The 16,008-nt window shown below is 55.2% G+C and carries 14 protein-coding genes; all 14 read right to left on the bottom strand.

Annotation, left to right across the window (positions count from 1 at the left end; genetic code table 11):
• Nucleotides 1–13 precede the first annotated feature (13 nt).
• Genes ACO0U8_RS14990 through tssB form a run of 14 tightly spaced genes read right to left on the bottom strand, consistent with a single transcriptional unit; the run spans nucleotide 14 to nucleotide 15,660 of the window.
• Nucleotides 14–3,445 (bottom strand): type VI secretion protein IcmF/TssM N-terminal domain-containing protein, encoded by a 3,432-nt coding sequence (locus ACO0U8_RS14990; RefSeq protein ID WP_421671114.1) that lies wholly within the window; start codon nucleotides 3,443–3,445, stop codon nucleotides 14–16.
• 6 nt (nucleotides 3,446–3,451) lie between these two features.
• Nucleotides 3,452–4,069 carry a DotU family type IV/VI secretion system protein gene (locus tag ACO0U8_RS14985; protein WP_421671113.1) on the bottom strand — a complete coding sequence of 206 codons (618 nt, stop codon included), beginning with the start codon at nucleotides 4,067–4,069 and terminating at the stop codon, nucleotides 3,452–3,454.
• Nucleotides 4,066–5,445 carry a type VI secretion system baseplate subunit TssK gene (gene tssK, locus ACO0U8_RS14980; RefSeq protein ID WP_421671112.1) on the bottom strand — a complete coding sequence of 460 codons (1,380 nt, stop codon included), beginning with the start codon at nucleotides 5,443–5,445 and terminating at the stop codon, nucleotides 4,066–4,068. The genes ACO0U8_RS14985 and tssK overlap by 4 nt, the downstream gene beginning before the upstream one ends.
• A 1-nt stretch (nucleotide 5,446) precedes the next feature.
• Nucleotides 5,447–6,094: a type VI secretion system lipoprotein TssJ gene (tssJ, locus tag ACO0U8_RS14975; protein ID WP_421671111.1), complete on the bottom strand. Its 648-nt coding sequence runs from the start codon at nucleotides 6,092–6,094 to the stop codon at nucleotides 5,447–5,449.
• On the bottom strand, nucleotides 6,091–7,164 hold the full coding sequence (gene tssA / locus ACO0U8_RS14970; protein WP_217204293.1) for a type VI secretion system protein TssA: 1,074 nt from the start codon (nucleotides 7,162–7,164) through the stop codon (nucleotides 6,091–6,093). The genes tssJ and tssA overlap by 4 nt, the downstream gene beginning before the upstream one ends.
• Nucleotides 7,165–7,189: 25 nt before the next feature.
• Nucleotides 7,190–7,489: a PAAR domain-containing protein gene (locus tag ACO0U8_RS14965; RefSeq protein ID WP_056772571.1), complete on the bottom strand. Its 300-nt coding sequence runs from the start codon at nucleotides 7,487–7,489 to the stop codon at nucleotides 7,190–7,192.
• Complete coding sequence (locus ACO0U8_RS14960; RefSeq protein WP_421671110.1) at nucleotides 7,489–7,971, bottom strand: DUF6931 family protein; 483 nt, start codon at nucleotides 7,969–7,971, stop codon at nucleotides 7,489–7,491. The genes ACO0U8_RS14965 and ACO0U8_RS14960 overlap by 1 nt, the downstream gene beginning before the upstream one ends.
• Nucleotides 7,972–7,980: 9 nt before the next feature.
• Entirely contained in the window at nucleotides 7,981–9,942 is a 1,962-nt protein-coding gene (locus ACO0U8_RS14955) for a type VI secretion system Vgr family protein (RefSeq protein ID WP_136375133.1), read from the bottom strand.
• Nucleotides 9,943–9,979: 37 nt separating this feature from the next.
• Nucleotides 9,980–10,933, bottom strand: coding sequence for a type VI secretion system baseplate subunit TssG (gene tssG / locus ACO0U8_RS14950; RefSeq protein ID WP_421671109.1), 954 nt, complete (start codon nucleotides 10,931–10,933; stop codon nucleotides 9,980–9,982).
• Nucleotides 10,924–12,720, bottom strand: coding sequence for a type VI secretion system baseplate subunit TssF (gene tssF / locus ACO0U8_RS14945; protein ID WP_122096616.1), 1,797 nt, complete (start codon nucleotides 12,718–12,720; stop codon nucleotides 10,924–10,926). The genes tssG and tssF overlap by 10 nt, the downstream gene beginning before the upstream one ends.
• A complete protein-coding gene (locus ACO0U8_RS14940) occupies nucleotides 12,713–13,129 on the bottom strand; it encodes a GPW/gp25 family protein (RefSeq protein ID WP_056772556.1) in 417 nt (138 codons plus the stop codon). The genes tssF and ACO0U8_RS14940 overlap by 8 nt, the downstream gene beginning before the upstream one ends.
• A gap of 55 nt (nucleotides 13,130–13,184) precedes the next feature.
• A complete protein-coding gene (locus ACO0U8_RS14935) occupies nucleotides 13,185–13,667 on the bottom strand; it encodes a hypothetical protein (protein ID WP_056772552.1) in 483 nt (160 codons plus the stop codon).
• A 26-nt stretch (nucleotides 13,668–13,693) separates the two neighbouring features.
• Complete coding sequence (gene tssC / locus ACO0U8_RS14930) at nucleotides 13,694–15,175, bottom strand: type VI secretion system contractile sheath large subunit (protein WP_217204288.1); 1,482 nt, start codon at nucleotides 15,173–15,175, stop codon at nucleotides 13,694–13,696.
• A complete protein-coding gene (gene tssB / locus ACO0U8_RS14925; RefSeq protein WP_136375139.1) occupies nucleotides 15,172–15,660 on the bottom strand; it encodes a type VI secretion system contractile sheath small subunit in 489 nt (162 codons plus the stop codon). The genes tssC and tssB overlap by 4 nt, the downstream gene beginning before the upstream one ends.
• Nucleotides 15,661–16,008 lie beyond the last annotated feature (348 nt).

Below are 16,008 nucleotides of genomic sequence, written 5' to 3'. Positions count from 1 at the left end.
CCCTTTTATTCAATTACCGGCAGTCAGCCGCGTTTTCCGGAAGCTCGGACATGCGCCCGCGCAGTGCTGCCGAGGGGGTCTGGTTTTGCTGCTGCTGTTCCAGCGCCCGTTTTTGTTCGTTGAGAGCGTCCACTTGCTCAGCAACATTTGCCCAGCCCGCCCAGGCATTTTGCAAAATGGCCTGATCCGCCAGTTTAAAGCGCACCAGCACATGTTTGATGTTCAGCGCGGTCAGAGAATCTGCGTTGTCATCAAAATCCCGGGCATCAAGCAGTGCTTCGCCACGGGCGAAATTCTCGAGAAAATCAGGCCACGCGCTGTCTCCGGTATAACGATAAGACGCGGTGAACGCGGGGAATTTCACGTCAACGTTGACGGTCTGGCACTGGCCGGGAGACCAGATGAACTGGGCCTGTTCGGCGAAGTTCATGCTGTCGAGCACTTTGCTGCCGTTCGTGCATTCCAGCGTAAGACGGACACCGGTTGGGATCAGGCGCGCGCCTTCCGGCACGGTTGCCGGGCCGCTGACGATGGCGAGGCTGTAAGGTTTTTGCTCCAGCACTTTTTTCTGCTGCGTCAGTTGCTGCAATTGGTCGTCCAGCACGGAAAGCTGATCGGCGTTCTGCGTGTTCTTGCGCTGTGGAACATCGAGCACGTCTTCAGGATTGAGCATATAGCGGGCGATCCGCACAAACTCTTCGTTCAGCGGCAGTGTCTGACCGCGGAACTGACCCGGCTGCGGCCCTTCATCGCTGACGATCAGCAGCCCTTTGGCGGGCCCGCGCACGAAGTCGGCAAGATACTGCCAGGTCAGGCTTTGCTGGGAGGCGTAATCCTGCCCGATGGCATTTTTACTCATCGGCCACATGATTTTGCTGTGCCACTGTTCATTGAGCCAGCAGGCGGAACGGGCCAGCGCGTGGGAGAGCAGCGCACTGGCATCGCTTTTATACAGCGTCCAGACCGCTTCAACGCCCGCTTCATCGCTGTGCGTTTGCATCGCTTTGTGCAGCTGGTCAAAACTGGCGAACAGGGTGACCAGCGGGTTAACAGTTTTTGCATCGGTCTGGGTCGCGAACAGCCCTTGTGTCAGCACCGGGCTGAGTGCCGCCTGATTGAGTGCTTCACCGGTGGCGGCGGTCAGCGCGGACTGCCATTTCAGCCACACTGCGGTTTGCGGTACCGCTGACGTGGCGGACGTGGCGGAAGATCCGCCTTGTAACCATTTCGTCAGCCCTACGCGCAGTTTCGCATCGGCCCGTTGTACTTTTTGCAGGGTCGGGTGTACCGCCGCCTGCGATGGAAGTTTTTGTAACCGGCGCAGCTCACTCAGCCACACCTGGGCATGGCTGTCCGGGATGTTGTCGAGTTCAAAGGCGATGCGTTGTGCGAATTTAATCCCAGGGCTCTGCCCCTGGCTTAGCGCAATCAGCTGGCTCTGCGTCAGCGAACGCGGCTCACTGTTTTGAAGCCACGGGGTCACGGAAAGCAGCAGATCACGCCACGCGTTCTGGCGCTGAACCGGTAACGTCTGCATGAAATGCCGGAGCAGCGGTTCCTCTGTCCGGCCACCCGCCTGATTGATCAACGCCACCCATTCGGTCAGTTGCGCTTCGCCCTGACGTGTCCAGATGCCTGACAGCGTCTCCTCATCCGGCGTTTGCGGCCAGAATTCACGGGTCTGAAACGCTGGCAGTGAATCAGCCGGCGCCACCAGCCATGCCAGCGACTGATCGTAATTGATCAGGGTGGATAACAGGCGGTGCAGCGCAGCCAGGTGCTCTGCGCTCATCGGCTGTTGCATCACCCAGCGCTCCTGCGCCAGCCGTGCGTGTTCGGTCGCCGCCGGATCTGGCGCGTTGAGCCGCAGGGCATCTGGGATCGCCGGTTGACGGCTGAGCGCGTCGAGGGTGACGTTGTCACGCATGTCCTGCCGGGTGATGATGGTGTGCGCCAGATCAAGCACCATCTGGCGCTGAGCCTGTGCAGAAGCGTCCATAAACGCCTGCTGATACCCTGAAATCATCTGCGCGCTGCTGAGAACCTGTGGCGGCAGCGTGGTCATCAGACGCTGTTCAATCAGCCGATGCTGGTAATTGAGTACGGTGGAAAACGGCAGGTAAACCAGCGGTGCGTTGTGGCGGCTTTCGTTTTTGACCAGTAATTCTGCCAGTGACGCAGAGGAAAGCGTGGCGTAGTTACGCTGCATTAATCCGGCGCTTTTCACCGCGCTGTAGCCGAGAGCGATGACACAGCCGAGCAGCAACAGACGCCCGGCCATCAGGCGGACTCTTTTATTGTGCTGCCAGAGCACGTCGCGGGTGCTGCTGAACGCAGGCAGATAATGCATCAGCAAATCGTGGACAAAATAGGAGGTACGGCGACTCTTGTTTTTATCCTGCTGCTCGCTGGCCGTAAACCATACGCCGCCAAGGGAGGTATTGGTGAAGTAGGCGTTGGGCTCACACAGCGATGCCAGGAAAACCAGCAACGGATTTTGCAGCCCGATAAACGCTTCCGGGAAATCAAGCAGCGCCGCACGCACGTCGGGCGCAACCGGCGTTCCGGCCATGCTGAGGCGGGCGAGATCGAAACCGTTTTTCAGTGCGGTAACCAGCGGCAGCAGGGTGGAAGCATCTTTGCCGTCGATGTCCGGTGGCGTCTGCCAGTAATATCCCAGCACCTGTTGTTGCTGTTCGGCGGAAAGGTGTTGCGTCCACAGGCTGAACGCCGGGAATTTGTCGCACTGGGTGATGGTGATATACAGCGGCAACTGACGTTTCAGTTTGCGCATCAGCGGCTCGATTTGCGCACGGATTTTGCGGGCTTTATCGTGCAGCGTGCTGATATCGTCATTCATCAGATCGGTCACGGACAGGCCAATCATCACGCCTGCCGGTGCGGGGACTTTCGCCATCCAGCCAACCAGTTTTCCCCATGCGCGCTGGAACGCAGGCGCGCCGGTCAGGAAATTCCCGGAAAGATCGAGGAAACAGACGTTGCGGAAAAACCACCAGCGCAGGGTATAGGTCGGGACAACGGTGTTATCCCCCGCGTCGTTTGAAAACATCGGCAGACCGGAACCCGCCAGCAAAGAGGTTTTGCCGCAGCGGTCGCCCAGCAGCAGATACCAGGGGATCGGCGGGCGTTTGCGCTGAATGCGTTTCACCACCGCCGCACCGGATTTCCAGTGCTCAAACAGCACGTATTCCCGGCGGGAAAGGCGAAACTTCTGGAAGAAACGGTTAACTCTCTTCTCTTTGATCAGCAATGTGAACCAGAGGAGTGCGCCCCACAGCAGCACTCCGGCCACCAGCACACCCAGCCAGACCAGTAAAATGGTGCCCGTACTCCATTCCAGCCACAGCCCGACGGTGCAGCAAAACAGAAACACCAGGCACAACAGCAGCAGCCATCCGGCGAAAACGAATAATTTTTTCAGCATACGTTCTTATGAAAAATAAAGGGTCTGAAGAAGTACCAAGGTGGCGTGAATCAACGCGATACCCAGCACGGCAAGGATGATGCGGCTCTTTGAGGACGACGCGAGCGAGCGTTTGCGCAGGATCACCGGCGTTATCTCTGCGTCATTCGGCCATGTCTGCCATTCCTGCGGCAAACACAGGCTCCGCTGGCTGTCAATCAACGCCGACAGCGCCGGTTGCTCCTGCCCGGTGCTGTATTTGCCGTGAAAACCGTGTTGCAGGCAGAACAGAAACACCTGTCGCGCCTGCAAATGCTCTTCTTTCAGATGGCTCAGCCGGGCAAAGAACATCTCGCCGCCGATGGCGGTCTGGAAATATCGGCGTTGGAGCAGATCGCTGCGCCAGTTCTGCGCGAAGGGCAGGGTGGAACACAGCACGGTTTCATCCAGCCAGACAACCACAGCGAAGAACGCCTGATCCCGTTCAAAATCTGAAATGTCGTGATGCTCCGCTTCCTGCACCGCCTGTTCGAGGAGGGTGATGCAAAGCGCGTGGAATGTGCCGTAATCCTCGAAAAGCTCGGGCTGATGGGCAAAGCGGGCGGCCAGTTTAAACACCGGTAAATAGCAGTCGATCAGTTTCATTGTGATGGCACCATGAACACCAGTTGTACCTGTAAATCTTCGGGCGCATCGGCCCAGTAGAAAGCGATATTTTTCTGCTGTTCAACATGTTTCCAGGCGTTTTCATGTTGGTTCAGCACGAAGTAATAGGAGTCTTTGCGGTTGGGGACGCCGCGCGGAGACGGGTTTTCCCATTGCGAGGAAATGCCGGGTAACGCGTGCTGAATGAGCGCGCTGATGGCGTCCTGGCTGGCGATTTTGAACTCGCCGCCGCCGGTGAACTGAACGTGCCAGGATTCGAGTTTTTCCGAACGCAGCAGCAACAGCACCTTGCTGCCTGCCGGGGCTTTGGGTGTCAGCAACTCGCCACGGTAAATCTTCTGGTCATCAGGTTTGAGCGTGACGTAAGTGTTGTCTTCCAGCGCCAGCCCGTTGAGCAGGGTGATCAGCGTTTTTTTGACACTGTTAAAACAGTCAATTAAACGGTAGTGATCGTAAGGCAGCAGGGCGGCGCCGCCATCATGCCATTCGCCATTAAACGAGCACATGTCGTTGAAGGAGGAAATCTCCCCCACCAGCTGGATCAGCAGTCCGTAGATATGCCACGGATGCAGGGCCGGTGCGCGGCAATAATGTTCGAGCAGCGGCAGCGCGCGGTTTAACGAGCGCATCGCCAGAAGCTGTGTGATGTCACCGGCGCTTTTGCCGATGTCACTCAGGTGCTCCGGGCGTTTGTATTCTTCGAGTTTATGGGCGCGGCTGCTGAGTTCGGCGCGTATCCCTTCCAGCAGATTTTTGAGCGCCGGTGAGCCTGCCAGCGTGACAGCGGGCGGGCTGAAACGCGGATCGAGCATGACGCGGTCGTTGTCATAGCGCAGTTGCAGCAGTGGTAAACATTCGCAGTCGACGGCGGTTTCTTTCTCTTCCTCGCTCAGAATGCGCACGTTATACGCGATGCGCGGCACGGCACTTTCAGGACCGTCGTGATAAACGTCCTTCATCACGCCATCGCCGCTTTGGTTGATCCAGCGGCTGCTGGTGCCTGTGCTGACGTTCGGATGACCGGGGTCGAAGCGGCGCAAGGCCAGCCACAGCGTGAAGGGTTTCTCGCGCTGCTTCCAGGCATCACGGAACTGACGCGGTTCAATCAGGCAGTTACCGGGATATTCCAGATAATAACCGGAGGGCAGGATCAGACGCAGGTGGTCGATTTTCAGAGAAAAATCCACCAGCGTTTCAGGATTGATATCGCACTGGATCACGCCGACGTTCCACGGCTGCGTCAGCTGGCGCTGTTGTGCCAGCATGTAGCTGTGATGTAAATCCACCGACTGGAAATGCTGCGGTTGCAGATACAGCCCGGAGTACCAGTAAATTTGCTGTTGTTCAGGATACATTCTATTTCTCTCCCTTCGCGGCTGCGTCGTCCGGCGTTTTGATGGCCTGAGGTTCCGTTTGCGGCTGCAGATCTTGCGGTGAGGCATTCTTTATCAGCTGCGTGATGCTCTGGCTGCCCAGCGTGACGTCGAGGACCAGCGGCGATAATTCTGCCGTCCACTTTTTAGTCCACCAGCCGGTGCTGGTCAGGGTGACCGGAATGCTGACCATCGCCATGTGCTGCTTTTTCGGGAACGGATAGTAGCCGGCGACTATCGCGACCTGGCGGGTGTTCTCGCTGCGATCGATGTGCAGGGTGGTTTTCTGGCCGGGCATGGCGGCGTAGCGGTCAACCTTCAGAATGTCATCCTCGGCGCCGGCACCGTTAAACAGGCTTTTTAGCTGGGCCGGATTTGAGAGGATCTTATTGAGCGAGCTGGCTTTTTGCGCCTGAATGACCAACACCGTGCAGCTGTTGGCGATCTCGTTCCAGGCATTCAGGCCGGGTTCAGCGTTAATACTGAGGGTGATCCCGCCCTGAGCAAACGGCGCGGTGACCTGATTTGCCGCCTGCTGCTCCGCAGAGACGCTTTTCGTCTGATCGCCGGAGCAACCCGAAAGCATCAGCCCGAGAGTCAGGAGTAATAACGTCGTCCTTAAGGCTTTCACTCTTGCTGTCCTTTTAACACGTTGTTGATTTCCCGCAGGCTGCCGCTGTCGGTGAGCATCTCTTCCAGCCATTCGGTGAGCGTCATGTTGGCCCAGCGCGCCGCACGTTCCATCAGAAAAGGCACCGGGCTTGAAGGTTCGGTCTGGCGAAAGAAGTGAGCGATAGACAACATCTGGCTGATGGCAACGTCTCTGGACATCGTCTGGCGGCTGACGGGCGCAATAAATGCCTCACCCGGTGCCGCTTCTTCCTCGGGTTGTGTCGCGTAGTTAAGGCTCAGGGTGTTGCTGGCCAGCGGAATGGCGCGCTGTGCCAGACGTTGCAGGAAATCAGCCAGATCGTTCAGCGTCTGGCGGGTCTGGGCAAACAGCGCGTGCGGTTCTTCCTGGCTCAGCGAGAAATAGCAGGATTCCAGCCGGTCGAGCTGGAGCTGCAACCGTTGCAGAATCTCATCCTGCTGACTGATTTCAATCGAGGAAAACGTCGCCGCGAGACTGTCGAAACTCTCCATGGTCAGATCGCCTTCTTTGGCAATCAGGTCGTCACGGGAATCCGGCCAGGTGCAAATTTTGTGCTCGAACGCCAGCACCTTCTGCCAGTGCGCCAGCGCCGACTCGGGCTGCCTGAGCAGCGGGCGGACATACAGCGCCTGGCTGATATCGCGATCAAGACGGCTGAGCTTGCCATAGCGGAATGTGGCGCCGTCATCGTCCAGCGCAGGCCAGCACTGAAACCAAAAGTGGGTGATGAATTCGCTGAGAAACTGAAAGCCCGTTTCCGTGCCTTCAATGCCTTGCAGATGGGTCAGCGCCTCGGCAAACCAGCAACTGACCTGCAGATCTTTACTCTGCTGCGTCAGTGCCGTGACGCACAATGTGCGCACTTTGTGCCAGTCTGCGCGGCGCGGTTCAGCAATCGTCCATTCATCCTGCGGAAGGTAGTCCGGGTCGCTCTCCCGCGCTTTGCGGATATCATCATAAATTTGTTCATACTCCAGGTTGATGCCTGCCGGATTTTCCGGGCTGACGGGCATCAGAAGAGCGGCTACTTCTGGCTGAATGGCTGACATGCTTTTTTATCCAATAAAAACGTATTTATCCGATGAGTACTTTCGGGCAACCCATGACGATTGTGCCGCCGTGGGCACAGCTGTCACCCATGCGGGCGGCAGGCTTTTTACCGATCAGGACTTTGAAACTGCCCATGACGATGCTGTCCGGCGGGCCTACGCAAACGGCCATTGACCCCACGGTCGCGGCAGGCATTCCGCCGATCAACACGGTGGGCACGCCAGGCGGCAAGATCGGGCCACCCACATGGGGGATGGGCGGTAATCCGGGCGTGACCATCGGGCAAACGTGCATATCTGAAACGCGGGCTGCGGGTTGTGCCATTAGGCTTTCTCCTGATGGATCCACTGAGTCAGCAGTTGGCGAGTGCCTTCTGCCGGTGTTTCGGGGTCGCCTGCGGCCAACATCAGCAAGACGCAGCGACGCATTTCCGGGCTCAGATGGGGCTGCGGATAGACCGGCTCCAGCCCTTCCGGGCTCATGCTGCCTTGCGACCAGAACAGCGACAGCGCAAGCGCACCCGCCGGCGTTTCAAAACCGAGCGTGTCGGCGTGATGGAAAATCTGCCAGCGCAGTTTCTCGTCGGGTTCGGCGTACCAGCGCTGCATTTCATCCAGCAGTGACGCCGCCGCCGGTTGGGCTGAACCGCGCAAAATGCGGATCAGCCACAGGCTTAATGCGCGCGGCGAAGCCTGCTGAACCCACAGCGTGAGCGCCTCTTCCCACTGCCCGGCAGCGATGTGTTGCTGCGCATCCTGATGCCAGTGCGCTGCCCCCGCACTGTGGGGATAACCGTAATCGGACATGATGCCTCCTTAACCAATGTTGATGATGCCGCCCTTAATCTGCGTCATGCCGCTTCCCTGCACCGTGGTCATTGCGCCTTTCAGTTCTGCGGTGCCTGACCCTTCGATTTTGATCATCGTGCCGCTGATGGTGATGCCACTCGGTGAAATCGCGATTTTGTTCGAGCCGACTTTCAGCTCGATAGACTGCGTGGATTCGATCACGCAGCTTTTGTCGGTTTTGATCTTGCCGCTGCCGCCGGTCGCCGTGAGGGAGTAGTTGCCGTTGCTCAGGCTGGTGGTCATGTTGCCGGTGATTTTTTGCTGCATATCGCCTTTGTTGAGGGTGATGTGCAGCGATCCTTGTTTCAGCACCAGCGTGTCGTCGCCTTTGGTGATTTCGGTGTTGCGGTTGGCGCCGATTTTGCTTTTGACTTCATGCTTCACCTCGCTGGTGACATCATTTTTTACCGTCAGCAACAAATCCTTTTGCGCGGTAATGGTCAGTTTTTCCTCACCTTTTTTATCGTTAAAACTCAGGCGGTGGCCGTCTTCCATTCCACCTTTGCTGGTGCTGCGTGAGGCGAAACCGGATTCGGTTTTCTCGTCCGGTAAAGTGAACGGCAGTTTGTTCTGGCCGTTGTAAACGGAGCCGGTGACCAGCGGAAAATCCGGATTGCCCTGAATAAAACTGACCAGCACTTCGCTGCCGACGCGGGGAATAAACTGAAAACCAAATTTGCTGCCCGCCCAGGGTTGGGAAAGGCGCACCCAGCACGAGCTGGTATCGTCGTTTTTGTTTTCGCTGTCCCACGGGAACTGGATTTTGATGCGCCCGAATTCATCGGTGTGGATCTCCTCGGAAGAAGGGCCGACCACTTTGGCGATCAACACACCGGCAATATCGGGCGGTGTGCGGGTGCAGACTGGCCGCCATTTCACGCTGTTGCGCAGTGCGTGAATGTCACAGCGATAACCGCCGGTGCCGCTTTCAAAATTGTTGCTGGCCTCGAGGCTCAGCGACTGGACGCGGTAAGTGTCGTTGTCAGTCGGGTGGCCGGTGAGGGTGAAAACTTCGCCGCAGCTCAGCCAGTGGGCGTTGACCGTTGCCTCGTACAGCGTGGTATTCGTCTCAAACCCTTCCATCGCGATTCTGGCTTTGCTGGTGAGCTGCGAGCGTTCGGCAAACGGCGTGATGTCAGTAAAGTTCAGATTATCAACGCTCTGGCCCTTTAACGTTGATGCGTATTTGTCGGCCACACCGGCCGCTTTTTGCATGTTGTAGCCGGATAGCGCGACTTCTGCGGGCATCAGATGCGAGCTGGAAGACCAGCTGTCAATGTTACCCCCGGTCAGCACATCGCCCTGATGATGCCAGGCCAGACTGCCCGCTTTGGCGGCCGGATGTCCGGCGGGCTGATCGGCCAGCACCAGAGTGTGTTTATCTGCCTGATGTTTGAAGAAGTAGTAAATGCCTTCTTCTTCCAGCAGACGGCTGATGAAATCGAAGTCAGACTCGCGGTACTGCACGCAATATTCACGTTTCTGATAGGTGCTGCCCAGTTGCACATCCACCTGATTAATCTGGTGTTCACCCAGCAGTTTTTTGACTAAATCTGGCACCGAAATGTTCTGCCAGACGCGCATCGAGCGCCCCATGCGCAGCAGCGCAAAAGCAGGTTCGAGTTTGAGAATGCAGATTGTCTGGTTGTTGGCATCCCGGCCACGCTGGATCTGGGTAACAATACCGTGCAGGTAGCGCTGGGGCAGGTTGCGGTTCCCGTCGCCAATCTGGCATGACACCGCTTTGCCCTGTAACGCCGCCAGACCTTTTTCATTCATTTCGGTCATGGAACGCAGTTCATAGCAAAAAGGCGCGGAAACAGACTCCGTGCCCTGCAAAGAAAGCAGTAATAAGTCAGAGGCGATGGTGCCGTTCCAGTGCAGAAAATGATTTTTCTGCATTTCTTTGAGCTTTGCGGTTAGTAGCATTTTCATCTTCCTTTTGAAATGCGCAGTGCATGCAACGTTATGCGGCGTAGACCGGCAGGCAAACCTTGAGCAATTGCTCAGGGTCGCGGTGACCAATACAAATTCCCAGGCCGAGCTGCCCCGAGCCCAGCGGCACGGGCAGGGTGTGGCGGCTGCTGATACTGAGGTGGATCGAGAAATCCAGACCCGGCCCGACGTACTCCTGAATGCGCCCCCAGATCTCCTGATAAAACTTCCCCTGAGGGATAAAGTGCTGCGACTGGTTCTGATCCATCGGGCCAAATGTGACGTCAAAATGTGACTGCACTTCCCAGCGCACGCGGCCAATCATCGGCGCGGTGTCCAGCGTTTGCCCCGGTTTTCCCAGCTGGCAATGCTCGGCAGAATCGACCGTTTTCCAGCCGCCGGTAAAAGGCGTGATGTGCACAGGCACGCCGTAGTAATGGCTGAGCCAGACTTCGAGATTGACCAGCGATCGCACCGGTGAGGAGAACAAATGGGCGTAGTTTTCGCCGCCGGAAACGGACATCGAGGTCAGCAGGCCGGTCAGCGCCAGCGTCGCCTGTTGTAAGGGCGGCTGCGTTTCCGATTCGGCGCGGGCATATAAATGGTTTTTTTGCCAGGCCAGATAATCCAGGCAGTAAAGCCGGTGGCCGAACATATCAAGGAACGCTTTTGCGCTGTGGTCGCCATAACGATAATGACGCTCGATCATCCATTCACTGTAGGCCGTCGGTAACGCGCCCAGCGCACCGGTCATCCCGTTCTGCCACACCGTCACGCGAAGCGGATCTTCCGGCGTCTCCTGTTCAATGCTGGCAATTTGCCCCGCCGGTGCTTCCAGCGAGAGTGTTGAGATCAGCCGCAGTCTGGCGTCCAGCAAGTCGGCGGAGGGCGTGTCTGCGGGCGCGTTACGGTGCCGCAACTTGTGCAGTAACGTTCTGACCTGCTGATAAAAATTGAACCGGCTGGTGATGCGCGTTAAATCCATGACAGTTTCCCTGCGCGCACCGGCCAGAGACGGCGGGTATGCGCTTCGTTTTCAATCTGGGTGGTGACGCGGGTGAAACTGTTGACGGGCGCATACAGCCCCAGGAAGTGATCCAGAAAACAGCACATCAGGTAGTATTCCGGTTCGTTGATCGCCTCATGAGTGAAGGTCAGCGTCAGCGACACCCCGCGCGCCAGCGTTTGAGGATCATTCGCCACCAGCCGGGTGGTGACCGGCTGCACGTCAAGATGCAGGATCATATTGATAATACGGGTGATCGCCGGCAGGTCATGGAAGTTGTACAGCATCAGCGTTTCACGCAGTACCTGCACGCCCTGACTGCCGCTCAGCAGCATATGATTGAGGGAAAGCTGGGAAATCAGACGCCAGCGCAGGGCGCTCTTGTCCGGCGGCAAGATTGGCCGCGTCGGGCGGTTCAGCGCGCAGATCTTCAGCCCGGCCAGCGGCAGGTCGGAGTCAAAATCCCCCTCCGGATGACCGTTTTTCATCTGCCCCGGAATGGCCTGATTAGTACAGGTCAGGCTGAGGGTCACTATGTCGGCGTCAGGTCTGGCGGGCTGCGTGTTGCGGTTCGCAAAGGCGATGAACACTTTCCGCCCGGCACCGCTGGCAGTCATGGTTTCGCGCTGGAAACTTTGCCAGTAAATACCCGCATCGCCTTCAAGGCGCGAATGGTCGATGCCAAACAGCGGCTGAACGGGCAGCGAGACTCTCTCGTTATCTTCTTTACTCTGAATAAACACGTGGTTGATCGCCCAGACGTCAATCTGCTGCTGACGGCGGATGTCGGGAATCACCGGGTATTCGGCGGTGTTTTCCGTCAGGGTGATCGGCTCTGCGCGCTGGGCGAACAGGTTGATGGCCGGAGTGCAGTTAAGCCTGAAGAAAGAGGCATCAATAATTTTCGCCAGCTTCTCCAGGTGCTGGTTGAGGTGCGTGCGGTTAAATACCACTTCAAAACTGAACAGGGAATTGGCGCTGGCGTGAAAAGAATCCGGTAACTGAATATCCAGAAAGTAGAATTTTTGTGGAAAGAAAAAATAGTCCTGCAATAACGCATGGATCGGCGCGACGCGGGGATCTTGTGCCAGCAATCCTTCCTCATGGGTAAAACCCGCCGGGCTTATCGCCGAGCTTTTCAGCGGGTAAAATGCCTCGCCCTGATGGACGTGCAGCTGACTGATTTCAGAGCACAGCAGGGTATAGAGGATATTCACGGCGTTACTCGGTCCGTGCAGAAACAGGCGTAAAGATTCCCCCGCCACCACCGCGCCGGACCACACCTGAAAACCTAAGTGCAGATGCCAGTTAAGATCTTCTTCATTAAAGTTCAGCCGGGCTTTGTCTACCGACAGCGGCAAAAGCACCACCGGATACACTGTCTGGAACTGACACACGACGTCTTCAATGTGGCGTGAAAACAGTGATGCCCCAGCGGCAATGGTGTTTTTATCGGTAATGCCGCTGGTTTGCCGGTTAGGCTCAACCGACACGATGCAGGTTGACGGCATGGCACGCAAAAATTGCGGCGCGATGGCGGTCAGCAATGCTTCGGTGACTTCTGGCATATCGTCATCTAAGCGCTGATGAATGCGCGAGGTTAACAGCGCAAATGATTCGATGATTCTTTCGACGTGCGGGTCTTCAGACTCACCTTCGATCATCCCGAGACGGCGCGCGATTTTAGGAAAACGGCTGGCGAAGGCTTTGCCATGCTGTTTCAAAAAGGTCAGTTCTTTTTGGTAATACGACAGTAGCCTATTCATTGAAATAAAACTTACCCGTACAGTCGTCCCAGACCAGTGCGAATTTCATTGGCAATGCCTGATGAAATGCATTTATTTCAAATATGACGTTGGAGGGATTATTGGTGTTGGTAATAATTTCCACCTGAGTTAATCGCGGCTCAAAGCGCTGCAACGTATTTTTAATCCGTTCTTCAATGACTATTTTCCGGCGATCGGTTTCCTGAATCTGCGAAACTGATTCATTGATGCCGTAATTTAAAATTGATGCATTCACCAGTGGAATGTTTTCAATGGCAGGAAAGCGCGAACGTGAAGAAAAAAGCATCTTAAGCTCGTTCATTAGCCAGGTGCTTTTGTCTTCATTCCGGTAATTTTCTTCTTCTATGTGCGGCTGATTATCACTGAGGCGAAGTAAAAATGATGGCATTGGAAATCTCATGTCAGTAAAGCAGTGCTTACGCACTGCTTTTTGTAAATAACGATTACTTGAGTGCTTTCTCAGGAATGTCGTATTTGATTGGCCCGATTTTATCCAGACCGGATTCCAGCGCGTTCGGCACGTTGAAGGTGACTTCAACCATGCCTTCGTAACCGAATGTCAGGTTCATGAATAACTTGTCACGCATATCAAAGCTCAGGCTGCTGAACTTACAGTCGTTATAAACGGAACGCTGAATTTCATAATCCTGGTCGAACTGATCTGAACCACGATGAACAATAGTGATCGCGATTTTTTTATAGCCGCGTTTCAGGTATTGCTCGTACAGATTGCTGGTTTCTTTGGTCACCAGAATAGAAGCACTGCAAGACTCGAAATAGGTGCCGTCAGGCCCGGAATAGGTGGTCAGACCCGCAGGGGAAAAACCTTCCATCCAGCCTTTATATTTCTTCTCTTCGGAAGAACCGGCAACATCTTTGCCGTCGATAGTGATTTTGATGAACTGACAGTCTTTTAACTTCGCCATTTTTTATTTCCTTTTATAAATGACAATTACGTGTTGGCCGCCGCAGGCAAGTCTGCGACTAAACGTAGCGACATACTTAAACCTTCCAGCTGGAAGTGAGGTTTCAAATAGGCAATCGCGCGGAATGTGCCAGGGAAGCCAGGCACTTCAACCACTTCAACGCTCGCTTCACGAAGCGGGTAACGGGCTTTGGTTTCCGGCCCGGCGTTATCAGAGGCGACCACGTATTGCATGATCCATTTCTGCAAATATTCTTCGCATTCGCTGCGTGACATGAAGCTGCCGACTTTGTCGCGAACGATAGATTTCAGGTAGTGAGCAAAACGCGACGTTGCAAGGATGTACTGCAACTGGCTGGACAGACGTGCGTTGGCGTTTGCCTGATCCGAGTTATACAGGCGCGGTTTGTTGACCGATTGCACCGCGAAGAACGCGGCATAGTCAGTGCCTTTACAATGCACCAGCGGAATGAAGCCAAGATCGGACAATTCTTTCTCGCGGCGATCGGAAATGGCCACCTGCGTCGGGCACTGCATGACGCGTTCACCGCTTTCAGACACGTAGTGGTAGGTTGGCAGAGCATTGACCAGGCCGCCGCCTTCCACGCCACGGATTGAGGCGCACCAGCCGTACTCTTCGAACGAGTCGACGATGCGGCCCGCTAATTCGTAAGCGGAGTTGATCCACAGGTAGTCCGAGCCCACTTCGTTTTCCAGAATTTGCTCTTCGAAGCCGAATGTCTCGACCGGCACAGTTTTGGCGCCATACGGCATACGGCCCAGCACCGCAGGCAGCGTCAGGCCGATGTAGCGGCTGTCGTCTGTCTGGCGGAATGAACGCCAGCGGGCGTAATCCGTGGTGTCGAACATTTTTGCCAGATCGCGCGGGCGCGGCATGTCGGAGAAGTCGTTCATCGACAACATGCCCGGCGCGATGGCACTCAGGAATGGCGCATGTGCAGCGGCAGCGACGTGGGAAATTTGCTCGAGCAGTTCGATATCCTGCGGGGTGTTATCGAACTGGAAATCGCCGACAAACGCGGAGAAAGGCACGCCGCCGAAAGTACCGTACTCGCTTTCGTAGACGCATTTAAACAGCATCGACTGATCGAAATCCGACGCGGATTTAAAGTCTTTCATCAAATCTTGTTTGGTGCACTGCAGCAGGCGCACCTGGGTATTTTCTGTGACGCTCGATTCCACCAGTTTGTGCAGACCACGCCAGGAAGATTCCTTTCTCTGGAATTCTGGTGCGTGCATGATCAGGCTTATCTGGCTGGAGAGCAGCTCATCAATCGCCGTGATACGGTCTTCGATGCTGCCGATGAGATCGCTCGATACCACGACTGCGCCGGATACCACTTCGGCAAGGAAGTTGTTCAGCTGGGACTTCATGCGTCCGCGATCAGATTCGCGACGAATGGCCTGGGTGTTATCAATGATTTTATCGAGATAATCTTCGCTCAGCGCAGAACCGGCCGCCACATTGAGAATTTGCTCAGCACTCATTCCTGCTCTCCTTGCGTTTCACTGAGGTTTAACGACGTGAAATTTTGCTGCTGCAATAACTCGGAAAGCTGTTCTTTCAGGCGTTCATTGCTGGCCGCGCGGTTGCGCAAATCGCACAGCTGCTCACGCAGTTCGATCAGTTTGCGCAGCGGGTCCACCTGGCGTGCAATGTTGTCCGGCGAAAAATCTTCAATGCTGTTGAACGTCAGCGACACGGCCAGATTTCCGGCGTGCTCAGGCAAAGCGCTCTCTACCAGGAACTCCGCTTCAGGCTTCATGGATGCCATGATGCCGCTGAAATTGTCTTTATCAATGTTGAGGAATTTGCGCTCACGCAGGGAGTCATTTGTTTTACTAAAATCGCCCATCACGCCAATAACCAGAGGTAATTCCTTGACGGTTTGTGCATCACCAATATCCACGTCATAAGTAATTTGTACGCGGGGTGGCCTTGCTTTATCTAATTTATGCTGTGTATTGCTCATATATTTATCCGACATTATTTGACTCATGCAATGAGCCAGGTGGGGATTCATTTTAAAATCTAACGATCTAACAATTTTCTGGAAAAAGTTTTTTTACATACAGATGTAGTGAATGACAAACACATTCACGAAGCGCTGGTATGCTGAAGTTATTCATTAATTACTAAATAATTTAATATGCATCACCATGATGAATCAACTGATTTAATACAATCACCAGGGTCGTTACATGGCCGCACAGACTACCATAAAATTCTTTTTAAGCTATCCTTTAAGACGAATTTTTCCTGATCATGAAATACTCTTTATTTATTATAGGGATGTCCATTAAGTAACGGAGTAAATTAT

The sequence above is a fragment of the Rahnella sp. EDr1-12 genome (assembly GCF_049206505.1).
Taxonomy (GTDB): Bacteria; Pseudomonadota; Gammaproteobacteria; order Enterobacterales; family Enterobacteriaceae; genus Rahnella; species Rahnella rivi.
The sequence above is the reverse complement of the archived record's forward strand: the minus strand, read 5'-3'. Positions and strand labels throughout refer to the sequence as shown.

Bases quoted from the DNA above. Each gene is read 5' to 3' on its own strand.
- ACO0U8_RS14990 (WP_421671114.1), bottom strand. From the start codon at position 3,445: ATGCTGAAAAAATTATTCGTTTTCGCCGGATGGCTGCTGCTGTTGTGC.
- ACO0U8_RS14985 (WP_421671113.1), bottom strand. From the start codon at position 4,069: ATGAAACTGATCGACTGCTATTTACCGGTGTTTAAACTGGCCGCCCGC.
- tssK (WP_421671112.1), bottom strand. From the start codon at position 5,445: ATGTATCCTGAACAACAGCAAATTTACTGGTACTCCGGGCTGTATCTG.
- tssA (WP_217204293.1), bottom strand. From the start codon at position 7,164: ATGTCAGCCATTCAGCCAGAAGTAGCCGCTCTTCTGATGCCCGTCAGC.
- ACO0U8_RS14965 (WP_056772571.1), bottom strand. From the start codon at position 7,489: ATGGCACAACCCGCAGCCCGCGTTTCAGATATGCACGTTTGCCCGATG.
- ACO0U8_RS14960 (WP_421671110.1), bottom strand. From the start codon at position 7,971: ATGTCCGATTACGGTTATCCCCACAGTGCGGGGGCAGCGCACTGGCAT.
- ACO0U8_RS14955 (WP_136375133.1), bottom strand. From the start codon at position 9,942: ATGCTACTAACCGCAAAGCTCAAAGAAATGCAGAAAAATCATTTTCTG.
- tssG (WP_421671109.1), bottom strand. From the start codon at position 10,933: ATGGATTTAACGCGCATCACCAGCCGGTTCAATTTTTATCAGCAGGTC.
- tssF (WP_122096616.1), bottom strand. From the start codon at position 12,720: ATGAATAGGCTACTGTCGTATTACCAAAAAGAACTGACCTTTTTGAAA.
- ACO0U8_RS14940 (WP_056772556.1), bottom strand. From the start codon at position 13,129: ATGCCATCATTTTTACTTCGCCTCAGTGATAATCAGCCGCACATAGAA.
- ACO0U8_RS14935 (WP_056772552.1), bottom strand. From the start codon at position 13,667: ATGGCGAAGTTAAAAGACTGTCAGTTCATCAAAATCACTATCGACGGC.
- tssC (WP_217204288.1), bottom strand. From the start codon at position 15,175: ATGAGTGCTGAGCAAATTCTCAATGTGGCGGCCGGTTCTGCGCTGAGC.
- tssB (WP_136375139.1), bottom strand. From the start codon at position 15,660: ATGAGCAATACACAGCATAAATTAGATAAAGCAAGGCCACCCCGCGTA.